The sequence below is a fragment of the Streptomyces sp. YPW6 genome, from assembly GCF_018866325.1.
In the GTDB taxonomy this organism is placed as follows: domain Bacteria; phylum Actinomycetota; class Actinomycetes; order Streptomycetales; family Streptomycetaceae; genus Streptomyces.
Genome location: NZ_CP076457.1, coordinates 602,172 through 628,123, shown reverse-complemented (window position 1 = coordinate 628,123; position 25,952 = coordinate 602,172). Strand labels below are relative to the sequence as shown.

The following is a 25,952-nucleotide window of genomic DNA, read 5'->3' as shown; positions in this document are numbered from 1 at the left end:
CGGCGAGCGGCCGGAGCGGCCGTGGGGGGTTCCGGCAGTCGAGGGCATGCCCGAGCCGGTCAGACTGCTGGCCGTGGTGCTGTGCACGGCGACCCGCATCGAGCCGGAGCTGGTACGGGCGGTCCGCATCGAGGTGCGCCCCGATCTGGGAGTCTCCGCCGAGGCGGCGCTGTGGTTCGGGACCTGGTCGCTGCGCAGCAGCGCGCGGTACATGGCCCTGGACCGGAATCTGCTGGGCCCTCTGCGGGAGATGCTGCGGGCGGAGCTGGCCCGGAGCGCCGACGACGCCCTGGTGCGCGAAGCGGGCAACGTCATCTTCCGGGTCCACGAGAGACACCTCTCGCCGACCCTGGCCCTGGAGGAGCAGGTGACGTGGGCGGCCGTCCGCGCCGACGCCGGCCTCGGGCCGCGGGAGGCCGACGCCGACATCGACCGGCTCCTCGAACGCGTCCTCCGCGCGGCCGTGGAGGTCCCGGCCCGCCGGGAGTCCCTGCGCCGCTGGTTCGCGGGCGCGTGGCAGCGCTTTCCCGACCGGGTCCGGCAGACTCCCGCCGCCTTGGAGCTCTTCGCCGTCCTGGGGGGCGAAGAGTCCCGTGGCCGAGGGGGAACCGCCGGTCAGGGACGGGGCGCGCATCTCGACGGGGTCGAGGACGTGATCCTGGCGGTACGGCACGACGGCGCGCATCTGACGGTCGGCGACCCCCGGTGGCCGGCCCAGGGCATCCACGTTCCGGACACGCAGCCGCGCGTCCTGGAGGTCGCTTCCGGTATCGAGACGTGGCGCGAGGCGGAGAGGCTCCGTGTCCCGCGCGGCGGGCGGATGACGCTGCCCGTCTCCCACGTACCGGTCTTCGTGCGCAATGCCCGGGGCACGGTGTACGAGGTGGGTGCTCACGGGGTGTCCGACGTGCTGGCGTACGCCGCGCGGAGCACGGCCGGTTCTCCGCACCGCGGCCTTCTGGGATCCCGGGTGGCGGAGCTGCGTGACGACGACGCGCTGGCGTTCGGCATCGCGCCGCGTCTGCTCATCCGGTACGTCGGAGCCAGGGCCGCCGCGGATCCGGGCCGGTGGGTCCAGAAGGACCTGGTCCCGAGAGTGGCCCGCGCCAGCGACATCGTGCTCCCGTTGTTCCTGCAGGACGCGTCCCGCGACAACGGACTGGTGGTGGTGTCGGGAGGGCCGTCCAGCGGACGTACGCGAGCCGCGTGGGAAGCTCTGCGGCAGGCGCTGGGCGACTGGTGGGTGTGGGCCCCACCGCTGATCGGACGCAGCCGGGCCGTGGTGGACGCGGTCGCCGACGACCGTATCGGCTCCCATACGGTGCTGTGGCTCGACGACCTCGACAGAATGCTGATCGGCGACGCCGGCGAGGACCTGGCACGTGCGCTGCTGAAGGTCCTGGACGACCCCGCCGTGGCGCCCGTGCTCATGCTCGCCACCGCGGAGCCGTCCCTGGCGGCGGGGAAGGCGTGGGGGCCCGCCGCACGGGTACTGATCGCCCGTGCCTCGTTCGTGCAGGCGGCCACCGGTAAGCAGGGACGGGCGGTGCCTCCCGGCGACGCCGTCTCCGCGGTCTGTGAGCGGGTCGTCGCGCGGGCCGCGGCCGCGGAACCCGGCCACAGGATCGAGACTTCCGGCCTCCTGCCCGAGCGGCTCGAGCACTTCACCGGGCGGGCGCGGGCCCTGGAGCGGCTCCACGCACTGCTGGCCGACAGGACCGTGAAACGGGGCATGGTCGCTGTGCTGACCGGTCTTCCCGGATCGGGGAAGACGGCGCTCGCCGTGGAAGCGGTCTTCCAGGCGCGCGAGCGGGGCTGGTTTCCCGGCGGAGTGCTGTGGATCGACGCGGCGGAGCAGCCCTTCACGGCGGCGGTGCTGCTGCGGGCCCTGGGCGTGCGGGCTTCCGCCGTGGAGGCCATGCTGCCCGGTGAGGCATGGCTGATGTGCTCCGCGCTGATGCATCAGGTCACCGCTGCGGGCGTCCGCCCCGCCCTGCTGGTCCTGGACGGCGTGGTGCCGGGGGACGACGCTCCGTTGAGCCGGCTGGCGCCGGGCCTGTCCGTCCTGCTCACCACGCGGTCGCAGGTGCCGTTCACCGCCGAGCTGATCACCGTTGGCCCCCTGTCCGCCGAGGAAGCCGTGAGCCTGCTGATCCGTACGGTGCCCGCCGGTCCCGAGCGCGACGGGCCGTCCGACTCCCCGCCGACCGGACTCGTGGCGCTGAGCGACCGGTGCGGACGACTGCCCCTGGCGCTGGAAGCCGCGGCGAGCATGCTGGGGACCGATCCGGCCCCCTCGGTGCCCGCGCTCGTTCTCGCACTCGACCGGGCACCGGTCCGGGCGGACGTCTTTCCCCCGGGAAGGGACTCCGTCCGAAGCGCACTCGACTGGAGCTACCGTCGGCTCTCCCCGCGGGAGGCGTCCGGCTTCCGGCTGCTGGGTCTGGTCCCGGGCGGGAGCTTCTCCGCCGTGGCGGTACTGATCCTGACCGGATCACCGCCGAACCGGCTGCTGGACCGGCTGACAGGACTGCACCTGTTGCAGCGGTCGGCACGGGACGAAGGCCGCTGGAGCATCAACAGCCTCATCCAGCAGCACGCCGCAGACCTCTATCGGCAGCACGCAGGGAGGGACGAGCGGCGTGAAGCACTGAACCGGCTCATGGGCTACTACGAGCAGTGGGCCCGTGAGGCCGACGCGTGGACCCGAGAGGCCGACGCGTGGGCCCGTGAGGCCGACGCATGGGCCCGAGCGGCACCCCGGACGCAGCGCATCGTCTTCTCGTCGCGCCAGCAGGCGGTGGCGTGGATGGAGGAGGAACGGGAGAGCCTGGTCGCGGCGGTCGACGTCTGTCTGCGCGAAGGCCTCACCCAGACAGGTCAGGCCATCGCGCTGGCGCTGTCGGAATTCCTGACCCAGACGCGTCAGTTCGACGACCTCCTTCGCGTCATGGAGGCGGTCCTGCGCGCACCCGAGGCCGAGGAAGCCGACCGGTACACGAGGACTGCGGCGCTCAACAACTTCGCCGTGGCCATGGCCACCACCGGGGACTTCGAGGCTGCCGTGACCGCGTTGCAGGACACGGGGAGTCTGAGCGGCGAGACAGGCGACCGTTCCCCCGTCCTCGCCCTGATGCTGGGAAATCTCGGCGCGACCCTGATGGTCGGGCGGCGCTATCGCGACGCCGTGCGCGTGCTCACGGGCGCGGCCGAGCGTTTCACGGAGATCGGAGACCACGCCGGTCTGATCCAGGTGCTCAGCAACCTCGGAAGCGCCCTGCTGGAGCAGGGAGAAGTGCGGGACGCACTGGCCTGCCTGGAACGCGCTCGGCTGGAGTCCTGGCGGGCTCGGCTTTCGACGCACGACCAGGCCGTTCTGCTCTCCACGCTCGGCGCCGCCCAGTTACGCGACGGCCGTACGGAAGAGGGACTGGCCACGCTGGACATGGCGGCCTTCCACGCCGGGCGGATGGGGGAAGTGGGCGGTCAGGGAACCGTGCTGGAACGCCTGGGGCGGGCGATGCTGGAGAACCACCGCTTCGACGAGGCCGGCGCCCTGTTCTCCCGAGCACGCGACCTCTACCGCAAACTGGGTGACCCGCGCAGCGAGGCGCGTGCGGGCAACAACCTCGGGCTGGCGCTGCTCGAAAGCCGGCAGGACGTGGAGGGACTTCACGAACTGGAGCGGGCCCGGGACATCCACCTGTCCGTCGGAGACGCGCTTTCGGCGGCCCAGTGCCTGAACAACATCGGTAACGCGCTGCGCCGCCAGGGCCGCCACGAGGAAGCCATCCGCACCCTGAACAAAGCCGTCGGTGAACTGCGCGAGGTCGGCGACGAGAGAGCCCTGGCCGAGGCACTGCTCAATCTGGGCTTGTCCAGCGTGGACGCGGGCGAGACGGAGAACGCCCATGCCGTGCTGCTCGACAGCGCCGCGGTCCATCAGTCGCTCGGCGACATCACCTCCCGCGCCCAGGCGCTGCACGCGCTGGGACGCATGGCCTACAACCGGAAGGACCCGCTGGCACTGGAATACCTGCGGGCCGCCACCGAAGCCTTCAGGCACGGCAGGGACGGTCCGGGGCTGGTCGACTCCCTGCTGCTGCTCAGCGATCTGCTGAACGCCACGGGCCGGCAGGAACAGGCACAGGCGGCTCTGACCGAAGCCCTGAGGGCCGAATCAGCCCTGGAGCGGGATGTTTCGGCCAGAACAGGTGAGCGTGGCTCCGCAGCGGCGGCCGCGGATCAGGAGGCGGCCGAAGGCGCCTGAGGGCCGTAGACGGCGAAGGTGACGGAGGCGTCGGAGCCCGACTGGACCACCGAACCGTGCAAGGAGGCGCTCCGCAGACCAGGACTGCGGTCGCGCACGGAGGAGTGCCGTCTGACGTCCTGCGCCCACGTGTTGAGATCTCTGTCGAACCGCGGGTCGCGCTGCGCGCGTCGCTCCAGAGCGCGGATCAGCGCCTCGGCGCGCGCCGGGCTGGTCGGGGAGGCCCCGAAGTCCGTGAGCTCCTGTTCGGCCGGGAGAGTGGGCCCCGTCGGCTCGCGGTCCGCCCCGGACACGAGTTCCCTCAGCCGCTCCCAGGCTTCCCGCTCCCGTTCGTCCGCCATGTCGTGCGCGACTCCCAGAGCGACTCTGACCAGCAGAGCAGCCGACAAACCCTCCATACGCGACACCCCCCTTGTAGCGGATCATGACGTCAGGACAATTATGGACGATATGGGCCAAGCGGGCCGTCTTTTCCGCTGCTGACTGGATACCCCGTCGTCCGCGAGGATAGGCGTACCTAAGTGGTCTGCCGGGCCGGAACGGGGTCGGTCGGCGGTGGATTCCCCCCGTCCGTCGCCGAGGTGGCCGCTGCTCCGGCCAGAGGGTCGACGGCCGCGGGGGCGGCCGGGCCCGCTCCTGAACGCAGGCGCTCGAAAACAAGGTCGAAGGTGAACCCCGCACTGAAGCCGAGCGGAACCGTGAAGAACAGCAGGCGACGCACATCCAGGTCGTCGAGCAGCGCCGGAACCGTCAGCAACTGCGAGGCGCAGTACAGCAGGACCGACACCAGACCGGCGCCCAGCCCGCGCACCGAGGCCCGGAGCGAGCCGGAGTCGGTCTCGAACGAGTGCCGGATCAGCGCCCCGCCGACCGCCGCGATCAGCGGGGCGAGCAGCAGCGATGACAGGCTCCGGGCGTCCGCCGGTCCGGAGGGAGGGGCGAACACGATCGCGGCGACGGACGCCGCGATGCACAGGACGGATATCACCAGGCCGGCGTTGGCTCGCCAGGCGGCCTGACGGCGCGTACTGCGCGCCGCATCCTCCGCGGCCCGCTTGTGCTCGCGCTGTTCGAGGAGGGAGGCGATCAGCCGCGGCGCCGCGTCCGGCCGCCAGTCGTCGCCCATGAGGGCTATGGCGGAGTCTTCGACGCCGTTGCGGATCTTGTCGAGATTGACCCACACCTGCCCCGCTCCGCCGCCGAACGCCGCGACCGGCAGTACCGGCACCTGCTGGGACATGGCGATGATTCCGGCGATCCGGGTCGACTGCCCGCCGCCCATCAGCAGGACGCCGTCGGCGCTGAGCAGGGTCCGGTAGTACGACAGCTCCCACTCGCCACTGGTGTCCCGCACCGTCCGTACCGTGACGCAGCTCTCCGGTGGCAGTGCGAAGTCGACGGACCTGTGACGCGGCGGGTAGGCGAAGACGGTGCCCGGCGCTCCCGCGGTGCCGGCCTCCGCGTACCCCCGCACCACGTCCGCCTCGACGTAGGTCGGCTTGCTGGAGAAGACGGCGATGTCGCAGCCCGCCCGGTACAACTCCGCACCCAGGAGCCGGGCGGCCTCAGGCGCCGACGCGGCATCGCGCAGGGGAGGGGTGAAGGTCCTGGCCGTGTCGACGCTGCCGACGACGGCGATCAGAGGGCGTGAGCGAGCTTCGGCAGGCATGGCACATGTCTAGCGTTCTTGCCCGCCGGATGGAGGCAAGTTCAGCATTCAGGCACGGCTTGTCGAGGGGCGAACGGCTCGATGCGGGGCGCGGACCGCGTGCCCCGCGCCGCCCTGACGCCCGCTCGTCGCCGGTGGCGTTCACCGTCGGGCGGCCGCGCACGCGTCGGCGAGCCGGGCGCGCGATCGTGATGCCCGTGGCGAGGGATACTGACGGTGGCCGGCCGAGAAGAGCGACCAGTCGACAACCGACCGGAGGACGCGGATGAAAGGGCCGACCGTCGTGCTCGTGCACGGCCTGTACCACCGCCCCGAGCATTTCGACGCGGTCGCGCACCGCCTCCGGGCCTCGGGGCTCGGAGCCGTCGCCCCCGAGCTCCACCGCGGTTCGCTGGCTGCCGACACCGAGGCGGTCCAGGCCGCCGTCGACTCGCTGGAGGAACCTCCCCTGCTGCTCGGACACTCCTACGGCGGGTCCGTGATCACCGGAGTACGCGGAGCGCGGCATCTGGTCCATCTGGCGTCCTTCGTCCCGGACGCCGGGGAGAGCGCGGCCGCTCTCGGCGGGGCGTCCGCGGAACTCCGGGACGCGATCAGGCCCGAGCCCGACGGATCGACCAGCCTGCGTCCCGATCGTGCCGCCGACGTCCTGCACCACGACTGCCCCGGCCCGCTCGCGGGCCGGGCGGTCGGCCTTTTGCGTCCCCAGGCCTCCGGCTGCGGGCGGGGAGTTCCGGCGCACCACAGCTGGAAGGACACCCCCTCCACCTACGTCGTCTGCGCACAGGACCGGGCCGTCGACCCCGCCCTGCAGCGGACGATGGGCTCGCGCTGCACCGAGGTGCGCGAGTGGGCGACGGGCCACTCCCCGTTCGTGGGGCGGCCCGCTCTCCTCGTCTCACTCCTGCGGGAGTTGCTCGTACCGGGGCACCGGTCGTAGGCGTGACGAGCCCATCGGTCAGAGTGGACCCATGCCCGCCACGTACGCGACCATGCCGTTCCACCTCACGACCGAGCGCCTGATACTCCGGCCGTGGGCCCCGTCCGACGCCGCCGCGTTCTGCGACCTCCTCGCCGAACGCGGCAACGGAAGACCTCCGGAGGATCGCATCCGGACATCCATCGCGGAGTTCCTCACGGCGACGGAGACCACCGGGATCGCTCTGCTGCCCGTCCAGCGGCGCGCGGAAGGCGACTTCATCGGCTACTGCGGGCTGATCATCGGCCGCACCACCCTGGAGGAGCCCGAGATCGCGTACGAGCTGTTCCGACATGCGCACGGGCGCGGATACGCCACCGAGGCGGCCGGCGCCGTACTCGAAGCCGCCGCGGCCACCGGGCGCACGCGGCTCTGGTCGACCGTCGGCACAGGGAACGCGCCCTCGCTCCGGGTGCTGGAGAAGCTCGGATTCGCGAGGGATCGCGTCTCCGTGGAGGAGAACGGCGAAGTGGCCTGGCTCACACGCTCGTTGCCGTGACCCGGTCTCACGCGTGCCGGGCGTACCGCCGTCGTTCACCGATGTGTCACGAGCCCTTCCGTTCTGTTTGATTCTCCTGGAGCATCCTGTTCGCTTCTGTTCCCCACGATTCCATCCGTTCCCCACATTCCCAGAGGCCCCTCACTCATGGCAGATCTGAATCGGCGCCGCTTCTTCCAGATAGCCGGTGCGACGGCGGGATTCACCGCGCTGTCCGGCAGCATCGACCGCGCCGCGGCCATCCCCGCCCACCGAGGCTCCGGGACGATCGAGGATGTCGAGCACATCGTCGTCCTGATGCAGGAGAACCGTTCCTTCGACCACTACTTCGGCGCGCTGAACGGCGTGCGGGGGTTCGGCGACCCGCGGCCCGTGACGCTGCCCAGCGGAAAGTCCGTGTGGCATCAGGCCGACGCGGCGGGCAAGGAGACCCTGCCGTTCCACCCGACCGCCGACGACCTGGGCATGCAGTTCCTCCAGGGGCTCAACCACGACTGGGCGGGCGGCCACCAGGCGTACAACGACGGGCGCTACGACCGCTGGATCCCGGCCAAGACGCCGACGACCATGGCCTATCTGACCCGGGAGGACATCCCCTTCCACTACGCGCTGGCCGACCGCTTCACCGTCTGCGACGCCTACCACTGCTCGTTCATCGGGGCCACCGACCCCAACCGCTACTACCTCTGGTCCGGGCACACCGGCAACGACGGCACCGGCGGCGGGCCCGTCCTCGGCAACGAGGAGCGGGGATACCGCTGGACCACGTACCCCGAGCGGCTGGAGAAGGCCGGGATCTCCTGGAAGATCTACCAGGACATCGGCGACGGTCTGGACGGCCCCGGCGGCTGGGGCTGGATCGACGACGCCTACCGGGGCAACTACGGCGACAACTCGCTGCTGTACTTCGACAAGTACCGCAAGGCCAAGCCCGGTAACCCGCTCTACGACAAGGCGCGTACCGGTACGAACGTGTCCGCCGGCGACGACTACTTCGACGGGATCGCCGCCGACGTGCGCAACGGCACGCTGCCCCGGATCTCCTGGGTCGCCGCCCCGGAAGCCTTCACCGAGCACTCCAACTTCCCCTCGAACTACGGTGCCTGGTACATCGCCCGGCTCCTGGACGCGCTGACGTCCGACCCCGAGGTGTGGAGCCGCACCGCCCTGTTCATCACCTACGACGAGAACGACGGATTCTTCGACCACGTCGTGCCGCCCTACCCGCCGGTCTCCGCGAGCGAGGGCCTGTCCACGGCCGACACCTCCACCGAGGTGTATGCGGGCGGCTCCTCGTACGGCCCTGGCGTCTACGGCCTCGGGCCGCGCGTTCCGATGCTGGTCGTCTCACCCTGGAGCACCGGAGGTTACGTCTGCTCCGAGACGTTCGACCACACCTCGGTGCTCCGGTTCATGGAGGAGCGCTTCGGCGTGCGCGAGCCGAACATCTCACCGTGGCGGCGTGCCGTCTGCGGCGATCTGACCTCCGCCTTCGACTTCGCCCGGACCGAGCCGGCCCCCGGCGACCTGCCGGACACCGCCGCCTACGAGCCGCCGGACCGCGAACGGCACCCGGACTACCGGCCCACCCCGCCCGCCGTCGGCTCGATGCCGAAGCAGGAAGCGGGCAGCCGGCCCACCCGGCCGCTTCCGTACGCCCCGTACGTGGACGGAGCCGTCGACCCGGGCACCGGAAAGATCACGCTCACCTTCAGCCCCGGTACGGCGGCCGGTGCGCAGTTCTACGTCACCTCCGGCAACCGGACCGACGTCCCGTGGACGTACACCGTCGAGGCGGGCAGGACGCTCGCCGACTCCTGGAACTCGGCGTACTCCGGGGGCGCCCACGACCTCACCGTCCACGGTCCGGCCGGTTTCCTCCGTACGTATCGGAGCCCGGGTTCGACCGCCGGCCCGGAGGTCACCGTCCGGCACAACGACGGGAGCGGCAACCTCGACCTGACCCTCACCAACCCCGGCGACACCGAGGTCCGGCTCACGCTCGCCAACGCGGCCGCCTACGGGGGAGCGGAGCAGACGGTGACGCTCCGGCCCGGCGCCACGGTGTCGCGCACGATCGACCTGCGGGAGGGCAAGCGCTGGTACGACGTGTCCGTCACCTCCGAGGGTGATTCCGGATTCCTGCGCCGGTTCGCCGGCCACGTCGAAACGGGGGCCGCCGGGGTGAGCGACCCCGCCACGATCACCGGCTGAGGCCAAGGCCGGCGGGCAGCGCGCACAGGGGCGGGGCCCGGACCACTGGCCCGGGCCCCGCCCCTGTGCGCAGCGCGCGGGTCAGACCTCGCCGCCGTTGCCTCCTTCGCCGACGGACGCGGCCTTGATCCCGCCCGTGATCTCGTCCAGAACGGACAGTTTCGGCGCGTCCTCATTGATGTCGAACCCGGACCGGACCACGACGAGCATGTTCTTGGAGACGGGGGAGGGGAACACCAGGGACTCCACGTAGCCGTCGTCGCCCTTCTGCGTCACCACCTTCCAGCGCACGACGTACCCTTTGCCGCCCGCCACCGTGACGGCCTCGGACCTCAGCTCCTCGTGCGAGGTGATCTTCCCGTAGCTCTTGCCGCCGTAGGACTCCTTCGCGTTGGCGCTGATGTCCTTCTTCGCCGCCTCCTCGGGGGTCCCCGCGGTCAGCTTCACGGCGGCCGCCGGGGCCGAGAACACGCCGCCGCGCACACAGGTCTCGGAGGTGTCGCCGGGGCACGCGTGCTCACCCGTCGTCAGGCCGGCGCCGACCGCTCCGGACGTTCCCTTCCACCCCTCGGGCACCGGCATGCTGATCCCGGCGGCCAGGTCCGTGGCGAAACCCGGCTCGGTCGGCGGGAGCTTCTGCCCCGGCCCCTGGCCCTCGCCGTTCTCCCCGTCGCTCCCCTTACCGCCGTCGGGTGCGCCCGGCAGGTCGGGGGCGGCCGACGGCGAGGAGGCCGCGGTGTCCGGCCGGGCGCTGCCACGGTCCTCGCCCAGCAGGTACATGCCGCCCCCGATGGCGGCGAGCACCACCGCGCCGACCGTCACGCCGACGCCGATGCGGATGCCGCGACGGCGTACCGCTTCGGGCGACGCGCGGACATGGCCGGTCCACTGCGCTCCGTCCCACCAGCGTTCCTGAGCGGGGCCTTTGCCTGAGTGCCCGGGGTCTGGATGCCAGCCGGGCGGGGTCATCTGGGTCACGGGGGCACCTTATGCGGGTCGGGTGAGAATCTGATGAACCGACCGGGTGCGCCGGCTCGGGGCGCATCGGGGGCGAGGGTGTCGACGGTACGGGACCGGGTGCTCGCGTGGGTGTCGTCGGTCCGGCACCAAGTGGTGGCCGAGGAGGACGTCCACGGCCCGCGACTGCTGGTCGCGCGGGCGTCCGCGGCCCGGAACCCCGTGGCGGCGGTGCACCGCGCGGAGGCACGAGGAGGGCGGGAAGGGGCCTAGCCGTGCTCGACCGTCACCGTGTCCCCGCCGAAGGCGATACGCGTCCACGCCCCGTCCTGCGACCACCGCACGCTGACCGTGTCACCGTCCACCGCCACCCGGTCCACCGCGCTGCCGGACGCGCTGTCCCTGTCCACCGAGCCGCTGGACGCGCTGTCCCTGTCCACCGAGCCGCTGGACGCGCTGCCCCTGTCCACCGAGCCGCCGGACGTCCCGGCACCGTCCACCGCGCCGCTGGACGCGCCACCCGGGTCCGCCGAGCCGCCCACGGCCTCGTCCGGCGGGGCGGCCTCCGGGCCGGCGGTCAGCGAGGCGAGGGCAACCAGAACCGCCGTTCCGGTCACCTCGGCGCCGAGCCGGGGCACGGTCGCCCAGCGCGCGAACGCCGTGCCCTGCGGGGCCCGTACCTCCTCGGGTGCCTCCCATCCGTGCAGTTCCCGCAGCACTGAACGCACCGGGCCGTCCGGGGCGGTCGCCCAGCCCGTCAGTTCGGCCCGCGCCCCGTCCGGCGCACCCAGCACCCGGTGCGCCCGCAGTTCGTGGCGGCCCCGCACCACGGTCACACTCTCCACCCGCAGCCCCGGGACGGTGGACGGGCCCGCCGGGAACACCGGCAGATGCCAGGAGGCCGCCCAGCCCCAGCCGTCGCCGTGTCCGCACCCCAGCGGACGGATACGCCGCCGGGCACTGCGCGCCCCGCCCACCGTCACCGACAGATGGTTGTCCGCCGTGTTCCCCGCCGAGGTCGGCCCGGTCACGGTGGAGTACGCGAGGCGCGCGTAGTGCGGGTCCTCGTCGGCAGCCGACTCGCCCTCGTCCGGGCGGACATGGTCGCTGCCGTGGTTGTGCAGCCGCACCACGCCGTCCGCCCCCGTCGACTGCACCAGAAGGCCCGTCGCCGGAACGGACAGCACCCGGTCGGGACCCTCACTGGGAGCCGCCTCCTCCGGCGACGTCCACAACGGGTGCCCGGCGGGGGCCAGGAGCGTCACGAAGGCCTTCGACGCCCAATAGGGGGACGCGGGGCCGGAGTAGGTCTGCAGCGTCGCCGCGTGCGGACCGTGCCAGCCGAGGCTCAGCAGCCCGTCGTGCCCGATCGCGCCCCGCTCCAGGAAGTACCGCAGCGACCCGCTGACCAGGCGCCGGGAGACCCCCGGGGCGAGCGGCGTGTGCCCCGTCACCGCGCCCAGACCCACCGCCGCACCCGCCGCGAACCGGTAGGTCAGCGAGCGCCCGAAGTACAGCGGGGCCCCGTCGCCCCCGAACATCAGCGAGAAGCTGTCCAGATGCTCGCGCAGCCGCGCCCCGTGGCGCCCCGACTCCTCCTCGTCTCCCGAGAGATGGGCGTCCAGCAGCGGATACAGGTGCAACGCCCAGCCGTTGTAGTGGTCGAAGGCGCGCCCGTCCCCGTCGGCGTACCAGCCGTCGCCCCGGTACCAGTGGTCCAGCAGCTCCGACGCACGCTCCCGGGCCCGCGCTGTCTCCGCGTCGCCCCGGCCCACCGACTCCAGGAACCCGGCGACGGTGTACGGGAAGAGGTACCAGTTGTTGCCCGACGGAACATGCCGCAGGGCGCCCCGCAGCCACCGCTCCGCACGGTCCTGTACGCCGGATGCCAGCCGGTCCCACAGCCAGGGCCGGGTGAGGCGCAGGCCGAGTGCCACGGACGCGGACTCCACCATCGGCTGTCCCTGCACATGGTGGTCGAGGATCAGCGGCCAGGACTCCGCGTCGTCCCGGCCCGGCGTCCGCGTACCGGCGTCGAGCCCGGCCGCGTACCGCTCCAGCAGACCGTTCGGATCCTTTCCGCCCGCCCCCGCGACCCGGAACCCGGCCGCCAGGAACGTGCGCGCGTACCCCTCCAGGCCGTCGGACCGGACCCCCGCGTGCGACGGGGGCCCGGGGAGGTCGAGCCGTGCGCCGTGCGGCGTGGCCCACTTCCAGGCGGCGTCCAGCATGCCGTCGGCGGCCGCCTCCCAGTGCGCGCGGGTGTATCCGGTGTACGGGCTCGACGCGCGGTCCTCCGGAGGCAGTCCGAAGAGGTCACCAGCTGAGGCGTTCATGCGTGCATCCTGATCGACCGGTCAAGGAGGGTCAATGAACCGATCATGAGCGTGCACGAGCGATCACATGATCAGGGTCGAGATCAGGGAAGCAGGAGCCAGTCCGCTCCCACCGCGGCCAGCAGTCCCGCTCCCAGCAGCCAGCTGGCCAGCCGGGTGCGGCCCATCCTGCTCAGCTCGATCATCACGCCGCACAGGATGAGCGCGAGCCCGTAGACACCCACGACGAGCACCGACGACCGGCTCGCGATGCGCAGCGCGAGGACGACCGCCATCGCGGCCATGCCCAGCGCGGAGAGCACGATCCGCAGACGCCGGGCCTGGCGCGGCGTGAGTCTCTTTCCGTCCTGGCCGTCCGGTGCTTCGGGTCCGTCGTCGTCCTTCCCACCCTGGCCGTCCGGTGCGTCGAGTGCGTCGCCCTCCCCGTCCTGGCCGTCCGGTGCGTCGAGACCGACGCCCTCCCCGTCCGGTGCGTCGAGTCTGTCGCCCTCCCCGTCCGCATCCACGGTCCCCGCCTCACCCTGGGCTCCGGACTCCACGGCGGTGTCGGTGCCGGCTATGGGAACGGGGGCGTCCCGGCGCTGGTCCTGGTCCTGACCCTGATCGGAAGTGCTCATGGAGCCGGATCGTAGTTGCTGTCCGGACCCCCGGTTCGCGGACCCGGATCTTCCGGCCGCCCGGCCGGCGCCGGAGCTGCTCCCGGCCCCCGCGCCGGCCGTCGGACTACCCCCGCAGGCGGGGCGCCTCGGCCGCCGCGTCCACCGTCGTGCCCGACTCCACCCGGACCGCCAACTCCCGCGCCCAGCCGGACAGCGCCGCCACCGTGATCCCGTACGGGCCGGCCCCGGCGAACGGGGCGAGCGCCCCCGCGCCCCGGCGCAGCAGCCGCGCCCCGCCCGCGGTGTTGCCCCGCGCGGAATGGGTCAGCCCCACCGCGAGCTGGGCCAGTCCCCGCCACAGCTCGCGTTCGTCCTCCGGCCCCGACTTCCAGGCGTCCTCGAAGACCTCGTGCGCGTGGAACGGCATCCCCGCGTCCAGCAGCCGCTGCGCCTCCCTCAGCGTCTCCGCTGGCGTGCGGACGACCCCCTCCGGCTGCCGCTCGACGCCGGGCGCCCCGTACGGCAGGGGGCGGCCCAGTCCGTCGCGGGGGCGCGCGTTGCGCGCCCGTCCCTCGGCATCACGGTCCCTGCGCATCTCGTTCACTACTCGATTGTGCCCCGCACCTGCGGGGAATCGCGTGAACTCTGTCGACGAGCACCCGCGCACGACTAGGCTCGACCATCGAGAAGACTGCCTCTGTGGGGAAGGGTGGGCATGAAGCCGTCCCGGCCGTTGTACGAGCGTGAACCGGAACTCGCCGCCGCTGCCGAGGCGGTGGACGCCCTGTGCGGGGCGCAGGCCGTCGGCGGGCTCCTGGTGTTCAGCGGAGAGGCGGGACTCGGCAAGACCGCGCTGCTCGCCGAGATCCAGGCGATGGCCGCCGACCGCTGCACCGTGTGGTCCGCCCGGGGAGGCGAGACCGTCACCTCCGTACCGTTCCATGTCGTACGGCAGTTGCTGCAGCCCGCCCTCGACCGGTTCCCGCCCGACGAGACCCGGGCCCTGTTCGGCGACTGGTTCGAGATCACCGCCCCGGCCCTGGGTCTCGCCGAGCCGAGCGGCCCGCAGCCCGATCCGCAGGGTGTGCGCGACGGCCTGGACTTCGTCGTCGGCCGTCTCGCCTCCCGGCTCAGCCACCGCCCCTTGCTCCTCATCGTGGACGACGCCCACTGGGCGGACGGCGAATCCCTCGCCTGGCTGGCCTCGTTCACCGCCCGCCTCGGTGAACTGCCCGTCCTGGTGGTGCAGGCCCACCGCCCGCAGGAGCTGGCCGAACGCGACGCCAACTACATCGCCGACCGCGAGGCCGAACGCGGCGGCAGCCAGGGCACGGTGACCCGGGTCGCCCTGCGGGCCCTGACCCCGGACGCCACCGCCGTACTGGTCCGCGCGGGCCTCGGCGAGCACGCCGACGACCCGTTCTGCCGCGAGGTGTGGGCCGTCACCGGAGGCAATCCGTACGAGGCGGTCGAGCTGGTCGCCAAGGTCCAGGACCGCGAACTGCCGCCCGTGGAGGAATCCGCCGGCGAACTGCGCGAACTCGGCGCGTCCGCGCGGGGCAGCGGGCTCGTCGCCCGGCTGGAGCGGCTCGGCACGAACGCGAACCGGTTCGCCTGGGCCGCAGCCGTCCTCGGCACCGACATCTCCCAGGAACTGGCCGCCACCCTCGCCGGAATGAGCTCGGCGGAGGCCGCCGACTGCACGGCCCGGCTGCGCGACGCCCGTATCGTCAGCGGCTTCGACCCGCTGGAGTTCGTCCACCCGCTGATCGCGAGCGCCGTCTACCGCTCGATCCCGCCGGCCACCCGCACCGCCATGCACGGGCGCGCCGCCTGGGCGATCACCCGTGCCGGCCTCGGCGCCGCCGCGGCCTCCCGGCACCTGCTGGAAGTCCACCCGGACGACGACCAGGAACTGGTCGCGCAGCTACGGGAAGCCGCCGGCCAGCATCTCGCCGTCGGTGCGCCCGAAGCGGCCCGACGCTGCCTGGAACGGGCCCTGGAGGAGCCGCCCCGCCCCAAGGACCGGGCTGTCCTCCTCTACGAGCTGGGGTGCGCCACGCTGCTGAGCTCCCCGCCCACCACGGTCCAGCACCTGCGGGCCGCCCTCGACATGCCGGGGCTCGACGACGGGCTGCGCGTCGACGCCACCTTCCGGCTGGCCGCCGCGCTCGCCCACAACAACCAGCTCAAGGACGCGGCGCTGTCGTTGGCCGCCGAAGCCGCGCGTACCGCGCCCGGCCCCGGACTGATGCGTCTGCAGGCGGCGCACTTCATGTGGGAGGGCATGCAGGCCGCCGAGGACGACGGACCGGCCCGCTCCCGGCGGCTCACCCGCAACGCCGACCACCTCAAGGGCCGCGACAACGCGGAGCGGGCGCTGCTCACCCTCCGGGCCTTCGACGCCATGCTGCGCGGTGAGAACGCCCAGCTCATCGTCGACCTCTGCGAGCGCGCCCTGATCGACGGCAGCCCCGCCCGGGGCCTCGGCTGGACCGATTCCGAGTGGGGCTTCGAACTGCCCACCATGGTCGGCATCACCTACACCTTCGTCGATCAGCTGGACCGCGCCGAGAGCCTCTTCGGCGAGGCGGTCCGGGCCTTCGAGATCTCCGGCTGGAGCGGCGCGCACCTGGCGTTCGCCCACACCCTGCTCGGCATGGTCCACCGGCGTCGCGGCCGCCTCGCCGAGGCCGAGGGCTTCCTGCGCGAAGGACTCCGCCTCGCCGACCGTGTCGGCTCCGGACTGCCCGTCCACTGGGACGCTGCCTGCCTGCTCATCGACACCCTGCTGGCCCGCGGCCGCACCGACGAGGCCCGCAGGATCGCCGACCGCTACCACTTCGGCCCGCCCTACCCCAGCGCCATGGTGCTGCCCGACGGGCCGTGCGTGCGGGGCCGCCTGCTGCTGGCCGAGGGCCGCAAGAAGGAGGCGATCGCCGAGCTCGAAGCGGCGGGCGCCGCACTGGAGCCGCGCGAACGCTTCAACGGCATCTGGGCTCCCTGGGCCGGCGACCTGGCACGCGCCCTGGCCGAGGACGACCCGGCCCGCGCGGCACACCTCGCCGCCCGGAACCGGGTCCACGCCGAACGCTTCGGCACACCCACCGCTCTCGGCGAAGCCCTGCGCTGCGTCGCCCTCTTCGCACCTCCGGAGCGCTCCGCTCAGCTGCTCGCCGAGGCCGTGGGACACCTGGAGAAGTCCTCCTCCGCCTACGAGCACGCCCTCGCCCGGGTCGAGTACGGCATCGCCATCGGATCGCACCGGGAGCTGGCCCGAGCCCAGAAGCAGGCCATGGCCTGTGGGGCCGAAGGGCTGGCCGCCCGCGCCCAGCAGGCACGCGCGTCGATACGGTCCTCGGAGTGAGGTAATGTTTGTCCTGCGCGGCCACCCGGAGCGACCGGGAGGAAACGCAGCGGGACGTGGCGCAGCTTGGTAGCGCACTTGACTGGGGGTCAAGGGGTCGCAGGTTCAAATCCTGTCGTCCCGACTGGAGACAGTCGCAGATCAGGGGCCGGTGTCGGAGAAATCCGAGACCGGCCCCTCATCCTTTGGGGGACCGGTCGGGGACCAACCGGAGATCCGACGTCCTTGCCTGTGTCAACGGGTCGCGACGACGGTGCCCGGCCGCGCGCGTGGTGTGCGCAGCGCGCCGAAGCGGGCCGGGAGCGCCGCCCGCACCCACCGGATCATCCGGATCTGCGAGCGCCAGGGCGTTCCCCTCATGGCCGATCCCGCCCGCCAGGGCGCCGGCCCGTGGCTGACCACCGGATTGAGGCCGGCATCGCCTCGCCGTCCGTGCGCGGCGCCCACGGCCCCTACCCCGGCCTCCGCAAGAGGGCCTCGAAATCTGGATGGTCCATCGCGCCGACGGCAATGCCGAAGCCGTCCATGCGGTGCCCGCCCGTCTCAGTTTCCCGCAAGAGGGCTGCGACCATCGGCCCAGGGACCATCGTCCTATAGCGCTGCCTGGCCCGTTCGGACAGAGTACTTCCCACGGAGAGGGAAATCGTAGAGGCCATGGCAGGAGTGATCATGTCCGAACTCATATCCGTTGATCCCGGCAGATTCAGCCAGTTCGGCGAAGCCACGGGAAGTAGCTTCTGCCTGATCACGAATTCCGAGCTGGTCGACAGGATCGAAGTCGTGGAGACGGCCTCCTACCGCGAGTTCATCACCATGACGATGGACAGCGGGGACGATTTCACAGAAATCCTGGAGAAGCGAATTCCGGAACCGGCCCATGTGCTGGTCGTCTCACCCCACAGGTTTTTCGAATCACCGGATCCCGACATCGTCGGCCAGCGGAAGATCATGGGGATGGCGTGCAACTCGACGCCCACCACCCTCGCTGACATCCGGCACTTCCTCAAGGTGATGGAGCGCACCTCCGCCGCCGAGCAAGCGGCTTTCTGCGACACGTTCTTCGAGCTTGCCGAGGACTCCGAGCACCTCATCTACGCGGACCCGAAGCACGGCACCCGCGCCACCCTCGACCACCTGCGGGACGGGCTCGTCTGGAACCAGCAGGCAGGCCCCCTGGACTGGGGAGACCAGCAGATCGTGCCTTCCGGCGAGATCAGCGTGCTGCCGGTCGAGATCAGGGAGTTCGACGAGGCGCTGAAGCTGCCACTGGAAGGGACGATCACGCTCCGCGGCTACCCGATCCTGCACAGCGGTACCCCGTCGTTCTCCCGTACCGACCAGGCCCGCATCCACTCCCAGCTCTGGGCGATGCGCGACAACGCGATCAAGGCCTTCGTCGAGGAGGGCAGGATCACGCGGCTGGAGGCGCTGGATCCTGGAGCAGCCCCGGCGGTGGCGATGCTGGAGCAGATGTTCGCTGTGGACTCCCGCTACCGCATCGTGTGGGAGATCGGTCACGCCCTCAATACCTCGCACGACATACTGCCCGGCAACCACGCCATGAACGAGGTGTACGGAGGAACGGAGGGCTGTTTGCACTACGGCCTCGGCCTCACTCCGTACACCCAGTACCACCTCGACATCATCGTGCCGGACACCCGTGTGCTGATCACGAGCGGCGTATCCGTGATCGGCCATCCTGACCGCCCCACTGTCGAGCGGGTCGTCTCTGCTTCCTAGCGGAGAACGGCGGCGCACGCGGGGTGAACGAAAACCCATACGGACAGGAGGTGACTCGTCATGAAGAAGATCAAGGTGCAGAAGAACCGCAACTACCTGGGCACGCTCCTGGGCTGAGTACCGACCCGCGGCGGGGCATTCATCATGCCCCGCCGCGGGGTTCTCAGCGTCCCCGGAAACTTCTGCGGACGACCTTCCCGGAATCCCCTCGGGAAAGCGCAGAGGTTCGGCAGAGACCCGACAGATATGCATGAGGGAGATTCCCCGTGGAACCGCTGGAATTCGTGACTAGCGACTTCGGTCAGTTCGGTGATCCGGCCGAGAAGTTCTATCTGATCACGAGCGATCAGTACGGTGAGTCCTTCTCCCTGTCGCCGGGCGACGGATGCTCCCGCGTTCTGCGGCTGACACTCCCGCCCGCGACCAGCATCGGCGAGCTCATCGCCGCCGGCACACCCGAGGACGCGCATGTCCTCGCCGTCTGTCCCGGCCGGTTCCTCACATCGCCGACCGAGGGAGAGCTGGGTGCGCGCAAGCTCGCCGTCCTGCCCGCCGGTTCGACACCGCTGACCGACGAGCACGTCGGGTACTTCCTTCGCACCGCCGCTCGCACCGACGCCGCCCTTCAGACCCGCACAGCCGAGGACTTCTTCGACCTGGTCGGCGACAGCGACCGGGTGACCGTTGTCGACGACGCCTCCGGCACCGAAGCCGAGTTCGACCACACCGCGGGCGACGTCGTCTGGAACCAGCAGGCCGGCGTCATGGAACCGGGCGACCAGCAGATCTTCCCGGCAGGCAAGCTCAGCGTCACCGCCGCTGACATCACCGCGTTCGAGGCGGACGCCCGGCTCGTCGGCCTGAACGGCGACCTCACCCTGCGCGGCTGGCCCATCGTCCACCGTGGCGAGGACCCGGCCGACTGCGGCGACCAGCAGCGGCTGTTCGACGCGCTTTCGCCTCTCGTCGCCAACGCCGTGACGCTGCATGTCAGCGGGGGACTCATCGACGGTGTCACCCCGCAGACGGCAGCTGCGGCCCCGGCGGCAGAGGAGCTGGAGAAGCTGCTCACCGACGACCCGCGCTACCGCGTCATCTGGGAGCTCGGCTTCGGGATCAACACCGGCACGGAGATCATCCCGGCGAACTGCGGCCCCAACGAGGTGTACGGCGCGACCGGCGGCGTCATCAACCTCGGGCTGGGAGTCACCCCGACGACGCGCTTCGCCCTGGCCTTCCTGTGCCCCCGCAGCTCGCTGGTGACATCGGACGGAACAGCTGTGCTCGGCGCGCGCAAGGCGGTACGCCGGGGACGGATGCAGCGCATCTCCAGCGCGGGCTGCGGCTGTCACTAACCCCAAGGAGGAAGCACCATGACGATCCACTCCGAACTGCGCACCAAGGTCGACGCGGTCCTGGACACGTTCATCAAGGACTTCTACGAGACGGTGCCCTACGCGCAGCACCAGAAGAACGCCTCCGAGCTCAACCTCGACTACTACAAGCGCCACAACATCGAGACGATCCTGCGGCTGCGCCGCAAGCGGACAGTGGACGCGCTCGCCATCAAGTACTTCACCAAGGTCGACCCCGTGCAGGCCAAGGCGTGGGCCCACTACACCGACGACGAGATGCTGCACGACCGGCTCTTCGCCGCGGACCTCGCCAAGGTCGGGGTCACGAAGGACCAGATCTATTCCACCGAACCGCTGCTCTCCACCAAACTGCTCACCGGGTACCTCCAGTACGGCATGGAGTTCGAGGACAGTCCCCTCGCGCTGATCACCAGCGTGTACTTCGTCGAGTACGTCACCACCCGCACTCAACCGGACTGGCTGGAGAACCTCGGCAGCGTCCTGGGCGAAGAGAACGTCAAGGGGGCACGTGCGCACGTCAACACCGACCTGGACGACGACCACGACGACTTCGTGTGGCGGGTGCTGTCCACCCTGGTCACCTCGGACGCGGACGAGCAGAAGGTGATGGAGCACCTCAACCACGTCTACTGGCTGTGGAAGCTGTACTTCGTCGAGCTGCACCAGCTCACCGTGGTCGGCAAGAGCGATGCGCAGATCCCGCTCCCCACGGCGACCGACGTCTGAGCCGGCCGGTGGTGTGCGAAGACGGCGCCGGAGGGCCGGACGGGCGGCGGGGGGTTGAGGTGACCGCCCTGCCGCCCGGCCGGGAGCTGGCGACCGGGACCGAGAAGTGGATCGTGGACGGACTCGTCCTGGCCATGCCAGGACTGCGCGCTCGGCAGCTCTTCACGCTCCGCCGGGACATGCTGACCCAGGCTGACTACATCATCGCCGGGGTGGACCGTGACCACGACCGCGTGGTCTCGCTGCTCACGTCGCGGTGGGCCGAACTCCCTTCGGGACGGCCCTGCCTCCACATCATGATCCAGTTCGTGGGGGATGCGTACCGCAGTGGCATCCTCTTCAAGGAGAGCTGGGCCCTGCATTTCCGCCGGCTCCTCGCGGGGGGCCGTCCCTTTCCCGAGGTCATCGCGCTCAAGACGTACAACCCCGTGGTGCACTGCGCGATGTCCGCCTTCAGCGGCCATCCGGACATCACCATGTATCCGGACCTCGCAGGGAAGGACACCGGCAGGGCGGAGCTGGCAGCCGAAGTCGCGGGCGCGCTCGCGCCCGGCGCCCGGTTCGATGCGGAGCGCGGCGTCGTCCCTGGTCTGGGCCGACCACGCGATCTCTACCGGGAGCGTCCGCTGAGCCGCCTGGCGGCGGCCAACCAGTACTTCGCCCAGCACACCCGGCCGGGTGACCGGGTGCTGTGCCTGCTCGACGTGCCCACCCGGGCCGGTGCGCACGCGATCCTCACGGCTCTCGGTGTGCCGCTGCCTTCCGTGCCGCACTGAGGCACCCCGTACCGGGATGTGCCGCTCCGGCCTGCCGGGGCCGGCGTCCTTCTGGGAGCTGGACCCATCGGCCATCCTCCGACCACCGGAACCCACGACCACGAGGCAGCATGTCCGACGAGTCTCTCCACGGCTTTCCCCCTGACTACGCCCGTGCGCGCGCGGACTTCCTGGCGGCGGCACGGAATGCCGACGCGCGCCTGAGATCCTTCGTCCTGCCGGGCCACCGCGGCCCGGACGGCGAGGAACTCGCCGTGGACACCGCCTACCTGGGCCCCGACGCGCCGGAGAAGCTTCTCGTGGCGGTCTCCGGGACACACGGCATCGAGGGCTTCTGCGGCTCTGCCTGCCAGACCCGCGTCCTGCTCGGCGAAGGCATCGCGCGGTCGGCCGCGGGTCCGGCCACCGGGGTGCTGCTCATCCACGGCCTCAATCCGTACGGCTTCGCCTATGCGCGGCGCGTCAACGAGGACAACATCGACCTCAACCGCAACTTCGTCGACCACGCGGCTCCTCCGCACAGCGAGGCGTACGAGGCGGTGCACGCAGCGCTTGTCCCGGCCGACGACGGCACCTTCGTTCCCGCCGAGTTGGTCGCCCGGCTCACCGCGCTGCGCGGCGAGCTGGGGCCACAGCGTCTCCAGGAGGCCGTTACCCGCGGCCAGTACCGCCATCGCGACGGTCTCTTCTACGGCGGCGCGTCACCCGCGTGGGGCCGCCGGGTGTTCGAGACGATCGTGGCCGAGCAGATCGCGGGCGCCGCTCACGTCGGCTACATCGATCTGCACACGGGCCTCGGTGCCCGTGGCGTCGGCGAGCCCATCTTCCGGGGTGGTGAGGACGCCGACGCCCGAAGGCGGGCGCACCGGTGGTACGGGGACGCGCTCACGGCTTCGGAGGAGGGCACCTCGTCCTCCACCCCGATCGTCGGCAACACGGCGACGGCAGTCGCCGCCGGGGTGGGCGCGGCGACCAGGCTGACCGCGATCACCCTGGAGTTCGGCACCCAGCCCGGTCCGGAGGTGCTGGTGGGGCTGTGCGCAGACGCTTGGCTGCACCGGCACCACCCGCCGGCAGACGCCGTGCGCTCCGATCTCAAGCGGCTGATCCGCGAGGCTTTCTGTCCCGATGACGCCGAGTGGCGGCGCCTGGTCCTCGACCGGGCACGGGAGGTCTTCGGTCAGGCGGTCGACGGGCTGGCCGAAGGCCAGTAGCCGTTCGGTCCACTGAACGGGCAGGGTGCGTCGGACCCGCCCACGACATGGTCACCCCCGCGGCCCGTCTCCGGCCGCGGGGGTGACTCCTGCCGGGCCGACGGGCCCGGTTCTCGCGACTTCCCCTCCTACCGGTCCAGCGGATCCACCACGACCATGGCCTCGATCTTCCGGACCTGCTGGGTGTCCTGCTCCAGAAGGTGCTGGTCGGAAGTGGACAGCAGCACCCAGCCGAGCGTGGTGAAGAGGTCCTCGGTCTTGGGCACCCGGGAACCGTTGGGATAACGGCAGCCCAGCTTCTGGAAGGAGGCCAGCTCGCGCACAGCGTCGAGCACCTCTGCGTTGTGCATGGTTCCGCCGTTGGGAGCGGAAAGCCAGACCACCCGGGTCGGATTGGCGATGGAGTACCCGGGGGTGAAGGTGTCGTCCAGGTGGTGCCGTACAGCACGGTCGATCTGGGAGTCGCCGGTGGCCAGCCGCGCCGCCTGCTGTCCACAGCCGCCGTCGAGGCGGGCCGCGATCTCGATGAGTCGCGGACCGCGATCCGTCTGCATGATCTCGGTGTGGGTGCAGCCGGTGCGCACACCGACCGCTTCGGCCACTTGGCGCGTGTAGCGTGCCAGGACGGCGACCAGCGGGTCGTCGGGGTGGAGGTAGTCCTCCGCGTCGTAGACGCCGATGCGGTCGCCGCGAACCGACTTGCTGTACCGGACGACGGCCACCAGGCCCAGTTCGCCGTTGACGGAGTAGGTGTCCACGACGTACTCGGTACCCTCGGCGAACTCCTGGATCAGAATGCTGTCGTTGGTGAGGTCGAACATGTTGACGGAGCCCAGCAGTTCCCGGAAAGGGGGGCGCCAGTCCTCTCCGGCCTCCACCTTGTGCACGCCGTCCGTGCCGCCACTGCACCGGGGTTTGAGAACCAGGGCTTCTCCCTCAAGGCCGCTTTCCCGCAGCCACTCCCGCGCAGCCTCCTCGGTCGTGGCGGCGTAGGTGCGCAGATGCGGGATGCCGGCCCGCGCCACGGCCTGGAGCATCGGCCACTTGTCGCGGCGGGCGGCAGAGAGCGCGGGGTCGTTTCCCGTTCCGGGGGTGAGTTCCTCGACGAGCCGGTCGACGAGCATCACCGCGTGCTCGTTACCGGGAATGACGGCGACGGGGTCGTAGGAGCGCACGGTTTCGACGAGTTTCGCGAAGTCGCCGTCGTAGAAGTGCGTCGCGGCGAAGGCTTCCGGCTTCCACCCGTGCAGATAGGACTTCAGCGGCGCAGGCGTGCTCAGCACGGCCACCGATTCGACCCCGCGCGCCCGGAATGCGTTCGCGTACTCGGCCGCCTCGGAATACGGGTCTACCAGGACTACATGGCGTGGCATCTTCTTGTTTTCCCTTCTGCGAAGGCTTCCGCTGGTGGAGCGGTCGTCCGAGGTGCCGGGTTCGGTGCCGCCGTCATGTAGCGGTGCGGATTTCCGTGCCGGCCGTTCCGGTGTCGCCGATCCCTTTGTTCTGTCCTTCCGTCCCGGTCGCGGGTCCTCCACCGCCCCTCTTGTCCCCGTCCGTCTCGACCCGCGGACGCACACCGGCCCATGCGGCGGCCGCCGCCACCAGTCCCACCACTCCGCACAGGACCCACAGCCCCTGCTGGTAGCGGTTCCAGATCATCACTCCGATGAACGGCCCGACGGCGCTGCCGAGGCCGTACAGGGCGTTGGAGGCGCCCAGGTAGCGGCCCCGCAGCCCGGGAGGTCCCGCCTGGGCGGGGTAGGCGAAGAACAGGGACGGGTAGCCGATGATCTCGCCGAGCGACCAGACGAGCGTGGCGATCACCAGGGCCGCCAGCCCCCACGGCAGGGCGTACATGGCCATGCCGACGCCGGTGAGCAGGACACCGATGATCACGGCGGTCCTGAGCTGCCAGTGCTGGACGACCTTGGCGACGAGGAGTTCGCAGGCGATGACCAGGAGGCCGTTGAGCGCGATCATCGCGGCGTACACCTCGACGTCCATGCCCAGGTGCTTCACGGCCAGGGGGAGGGCGGAGATGTGCTGGATGTAGATCACGGAGCTGACGAACATCGCCAGCAGGAACATGAGGTACCTGCGGTCTGAGAGAACGGCCAGGTACGAGGCGTTCGGCCCGTCCTCGCTGTCCGCCTTGGGGCCCGCCGTCGCAGGTTCGCGGCGTGGCAGGGTGGTGGCGGTGACGGCGGAGAAGACGACGACGGCCAGTGCCTCGCCCCAGAACAGGAAGTCCCAGGAGACCTTCACCAGCGCCGCGCCCAGCAGCGGTGCTGCCGTGGTGCCGAGATTGATCGCCAGTCGGCTCATCGAGAAGATCATGACGTGCCGCTCGGGCGGTGTGAGCAGGCTGATCATGCTGGTGGACGCGGGTTGGTACGCCAGGCTCGCGGCGCCGCTGACGGTGATGACCGCCAGGATGGCCCAGTAGTTGTCGAGGTAGAGGACGCACGGCAGCAGGACGGCCGACCCCAGGAGCGTCGACACAATGGTCAGCCGCGGTCCGAGCCGGTCAGACATCCACCCGCCGACCAGCGTCCCGAGCACGGCGCCCGCCCCGTACACGCCGAGGGCGGCTCCCGCCTGCGTGTCGGAGAAGCCACGGTGGGTCAGGTACAGAACCATGAAGACCTGTACGAAGCCGCCCAGTCGGTTGATCATGGTGCCGAACAGCAGGGACTTGACCGCCAGCGGTGACTCGCGCCAGACCTGACGCACTCCCGCGTGCCGCTTCCCGGGCTCGTCGGACGCCTTCGTCTCGTTGATCTGTGCCATGGTCCTCACTGTGCGGAATCGGCTGCTGCGGCACCAGTGTCAGCGCTGACGATGAACTACGAATTACTGCCATCGTCGGAGAGCGCGCCTGGTCCGGGCGGGATGACCGGTGACCGGTGACCGGATGAGATGGTTCCGGTGGGTCGCGAGATGGCTGGGAGTGGACTTGCGTGAACGTGGCGGTTCGGTGAGGATTTCGTAATCCTGGATTCCTGGACTCCTGGACCGCTGCGGGAGAAGGAAAGTCCAGGCAGAGGGGCGCGGTTCGCGGAACGATCTTTTCCGTTTTCGAATCATTATCCTCGGATGTGCCGTCAGGTGATTCGGGCATAGGACTCTGGTCCTATGGCGTGACCAAATCCGGCTGTCTAGTATGGCGGCCAGTCGGCCGAATTCTGCATGATCGGTGAAACGTATGTGCCGCCTCGGCTGATTCGTTC

18 protein-coding genes, 1 tRNA gene and 1 pseudogene are annotated in these 25,952 nt (G+C 70.9%); 12 read left to right on the top strand and 8 right to left on the bottom strand.

Annotated elements, in window-relative coordinates; all coding sequences use genetic code 11:
* Positions 1-46: 46 nt before the first annotated feature.
* The gene (locus tag KME66_RS02795; protein ID WP_216318539.1) at positions 47-4,270 is read left to right on the top strand and encodes a tetratricopeptide repeat protein; all 4,224 of its coding nucleotides are present in this window, start codon (positions 47-49) and stop codon (positions 4,268-4,270) included.
* Here the strand turns inward: KME66_RS02795 and KME66_RS02790 are convergent.
* Together KME66_RS02790 and KME66_RS02785 are read right to left on the bottom strand one after the other, a co-directional pair.
* Complete coding sequence (locus KME66_RS02790) at positions 4,246-4,668, bottom strand: hypothetical protein (protein ID WP_216318537.1); 423 nt, start codon at positions 4,666-4,668, stop codon at positions 4,246-4,248. The genes KME66_RS02795 and KME66_RS02790 overlap by 25 nt on opposite strands.
* Positions 4,669-4,787: 119 nt before the next feature.
* Complete coding sequence (locus KME66_RS02785; protein ID WP_216318535.1) at positions 4,788-5,939, bottom strand: hypothetical protein; 1,152 nt, start codon at positions 5,937-5,939, stop codon at positions 4,788-4,790.
* A 265-nt stretch (positions 5,940-6,204) separates the two neighbouring features.
* Between KME66_RS02785 and KME66_RS02780 the strand changes: the two genes are divergently transcribed.
* The 3 genes from KME66_RS02780 (at position 6,205) to KME66_RS02770 (ending at position 9,631) form a co-directional block, all read left to right on the top strand.
* The gene (locus KME66_RS02780) at positions 6,205-6,879 is read left to right on the top strand and encodes an alpha/beta hydrolase (RefSeq protein ID WP_216318533.1); all 675 of its coding nucleotides are present in this window, start codon (positions 6,205-6,207) and stop codon (positions 6,877-6,879) included.
* 31 nt (positions 6,880-6,910) lie between these two features.
* Positions 6,911-7,417, top strand: coding sequence for a GNAT family N-acetyltransferase (locus KME66_RS02775; protein WP_216318531.1), 507 nt, complete (start codon positions 6,911-6,913; stop codon positions 7,415-7,417).
* A 147-nt stretch (positions 7,418-7,564) separates the two neighbouring features.
* Complete coding sequence (locus KME66_RS02770; protein WP_216318528.1) at positions 7,565-9,631, top strand: phosphocholine-specific phospholipase C; 2,067 nt, start codon at positions 7,565-7,567, stop codon at positions 9,629-9,631.
* Between the two features lie 81 nt (positions 9,632-9,712).
* Here KME66_RS02770 and KME66_RS02765 read toward each other — a convergent pair whose 3' ends face one another.
* The 4 genes from KME66_RS02765 to KME66_RS02750 form a co-directional block, all read right to left on the bottom strand.
* Entirely contained in the window at positions 9,713-10,600 is an 888-nt protein-coding gene (locus tag KME66_RS02765) for a DUF2510 domain-containing protein (protein WP_216329045.1), read from the bottom strand.
* A 257-nt stretch (positions 10,601-10,857) separates the two neighbouring features.
* Positions 10,858-12,924, bottom strand: a complete 2,067-nt coding sequence (locus tag KME66_RS02760; RefSeq protein ID WP_216318524.1) for a DUF2264 domain-containing protein — start codon at positions 12,922-12,924, stop codon at positions 10,858-10,860.
* 83 nt (positions 12,925-13,007) lie between these two features.
* Entirely contained in the window at positions 13,008-13,541 is a 534-nt protein-coding gene (locus tag KME66_RS02755) for a hypothetical protein (RefSeq protein WP_216318521.1), read from the bottom strand.
* Between the two features lie 106 nt (positions 13,542-13,647).
* Positions 13,648-14,127, bottom strand: a complete 480-nt coding sequence (locus tag KME66_RS02750) for a DUF309 domain-containing protein (protein ID WP_216318518.1) — start codon at positions 14,125-14,127, stop codon at positions 13,648-13,650.
* A 111-nt stretch (positions 14,128-14,238) separates the two neighbouring features.
* Between KME66_RS02750 and KME66_RS02745 the strand changes: the two genes are divergently transcribed.
* The 8 genes and pseudogenes from KME66_RS02745 (at position 14,239) to KME66_RS02710 (ending at position 22,722) form a co-directional block, all read left to right on the top strand.
* Positions 14,239-16,890 carry an AAA family ATPase gene (locus tag KME66_RS02745; RefSeq protein ID WP_073223812.1) on the top strand — a complete coding sequence of 884 codons (2,652 nt, stop codon included), beginning with the start codon at positions 14,239-14,241 and terminating at the stop codon, positions 16,888-16,890.
* A 50-nt stretch (positions 16,891-16,940) separates the two neighbouring features.
* Positions 16,941-17,014 (top strand) — tRNA-Pro (locus KME66_RS02740).
* Positions 17,015-17,191: 177 nt separating this feature from the next.
* Positions 17,192-17,305, top strand: a pseudogene (locus KME66_RS02735) (IS5/IS1182 family transposase); the annotation flags it as partial.
* A gap of 254 nt (positions 17,306-17,559) precedes the next feature.
* Positions 17,560-18,630 carry a hypothetical protein gene (locus KME66_RS02730; protein WP_253208217.1) on the top strand — a complete coding sequence of 357 codons (1,071 nt, stop codon included), beginning with the start codon at positions 17,560-17,562 and terminating at the stop codon, positions 18,628-18,630.
* A gap of 266 nt (positions 18,631-18,896) precedes the next feature.
* Positions 18,897-19,985, top strand: coding sequence for a hypothetical protein (locus KME66_RS02725; protein ID WP_216318512.1), 1,089 nt, complete (start codon positions 18,897-18,899; stop codon positions 19,983-19,985).
* A gap of 18 nt (positions 19,986-20,003) precedes the next feature.
* The gene (locus KME66_RS02720; RefSeq protein WP_216318509.1) at positions 20,004-20,732 is read left to right on the top strand and encodes a hypothetical protein; all 729 of its coding nucleotides are present in this window, start codon (positions 20,004-20,006) and stop codon (positions 20,730-20,732) included.
* Positions 20,733-20,791: 59 nt separating this feature from the next.
* Complete coding sequence (locus KME66_RS02715; RefSeq protein WP_216318506.1) at positions 20,792-21,508, top strand: hypothetical protein; 717 nt, start codon at positions 20,792-20,794, stop codon at positions 21,506-21,508.
* Positions 21,509-21,618: 110 nt separating this feature from the next.
* Positions 21,619-22,722, top strand: coding sequence for a M14 family metallopeptidase (locus tag KME66_RS02710; protein ID WP_216318504.1), 1,104 nt, complete (start codon positions 21,619-21,621; stop codon positions 22,720-22,722).
* A 128-nt stretch (positions 22,723-22,850) separates the two neighbouring features.
* On the opposite strand, the gene KME66_RS02705 is transcribed toward KME66_RS02710, so the two are convergent.
* Positions 22,851-24,095: an ATP-grasp domain-containing protein gene (locus tag KME66_RS02705; protein WP_216318501.1), complete on the bottom strand. Its 1,245-nt coding sequence runs from the start codon at positions 24,093-24,095 to the stop codon at positions 22,851-22,853.
* Between the two features lie 73 nt (positions 24,096-24,168).
* Positions 24,169-25,512 carry an MFS transporter gene (locus KME66_RS02700; RefSeq protein ID WP_216318498.1) on the bottom strand — a complete coding sequence of 448 codons (1,344 nt, stop codon included), beginning with the start codon at positions 25,510-25,512 and terminating at the stop codon, positions 24,169-24,171.
* Between the last annotated feature and the right edge of the window lie 440 nt (positions 25,513-25,952).

Bases quoted from the DNA above. Each gene is read 5' to 3' on its own strand.
- KME66_RS02720 (WP_216318509.1), top strand. From the start codon at position 20,004: ATGACGATCCACTCCGAACTGCGCACCAAGGTCGACGCGGTCCTGGAC.
- KME66_RS02710 (WP_216318504.1), top strand. From the start codon at position 21,619: ATGTCCGACGAGTCTCTCCACGGCTTTCCCCCTGACTACGCCCGTGCG.
- KME66_RS02745 (WP_073223812.1), top strand. From the start codon at position 14,239: ATGAAGCCGTCCCGGCCGTTGTACGAGCGTGAACCGGAACTCGCCGCC.
- KME66_RS02730 (WP_253208217.1), top strand. From the start codon at position 17,560: ATGTCCGAACTCATATCCGTTGATCCCGGCAGATTCAGCCAGTTCGGC.
- KME66_RS02765 (WP_216329045.1), bottom strand. From the start codon at position 10,600: ATGACCCCGCCCGGCTGGCATCCAGACCCCGGGCACTCAGGCAAAGGC.
- KME66_RS02760 (WP_216318524.1), bottom strand. From the start codon at position 12,924: ATGAACGCCTCAGCTGGTGACCTCTTCGGACTGCCTCCGGAGGACCGC.
- KME66_RS02755 (WP_216318521.1), bottom strand. From the start codon at position 13,541: ATGAGCACTTCCGATCAGGGTCAGGACCAGGACCAGCGCCGGGACGCC.
- KME66_RS02770 (WP_216318528.1), top strand. From the start codon at position 7,565: ATGGCAGATCTGAATCGGCGCCGCTTCTTCCAGATAGCCGGTGCGACG.
- KME66_RS02775 (WP_216318531.1), top strand. From the start codon at position 6,911: ATGCCCGCCACGTACGCGACCATGCCGTTCCACCTCACGACCGAGCGC.
- KME66_RS02705 (WP_216318501.1), bottom strand. From the start codon at position 24,095: ATGCCACGCCATGTAGTCCTGGTAGACCCGTATTCCGAGGCGGCCGAG.
- KME66_RS02780 (WP_216318533.1), top strand. From the start codon at position 6,205: ATGAAAGGGCCGACCGTCGTGCTCGTGCACGGCCTGTACCACCGCCCC.
- KME66_RS02785 (WP_216318535.1), bottom strand. From the start codon at position 5,939: ATGCCTGCCGAAGCTCGCTCACGCCCTCTGATCGCCGTCGTCGGCAGC.
- KME66_RS02790 (WP_216318537.1), bottom strand. From the start codon at position 4,668: ATGGAGGGTTTGTCGGCTGCTCTGCTGGTCAGAGTCGCTCTGGGAGTC.
- KME66_RS02795 (WP_216318539.1), top strand. From the start codon at position 47: ATGCCCGAGCCGGTCAGACTGCTGGCCGTGGTGCTGTGCACGGCGACC.
- KME66_RS02700 (WP_216318498.1), bottom strand. From the start codon at position 25,512: ATGGCACAGATCAACGAGACGAAGGCGTCCGACGAGCCCGGGAAGCGG.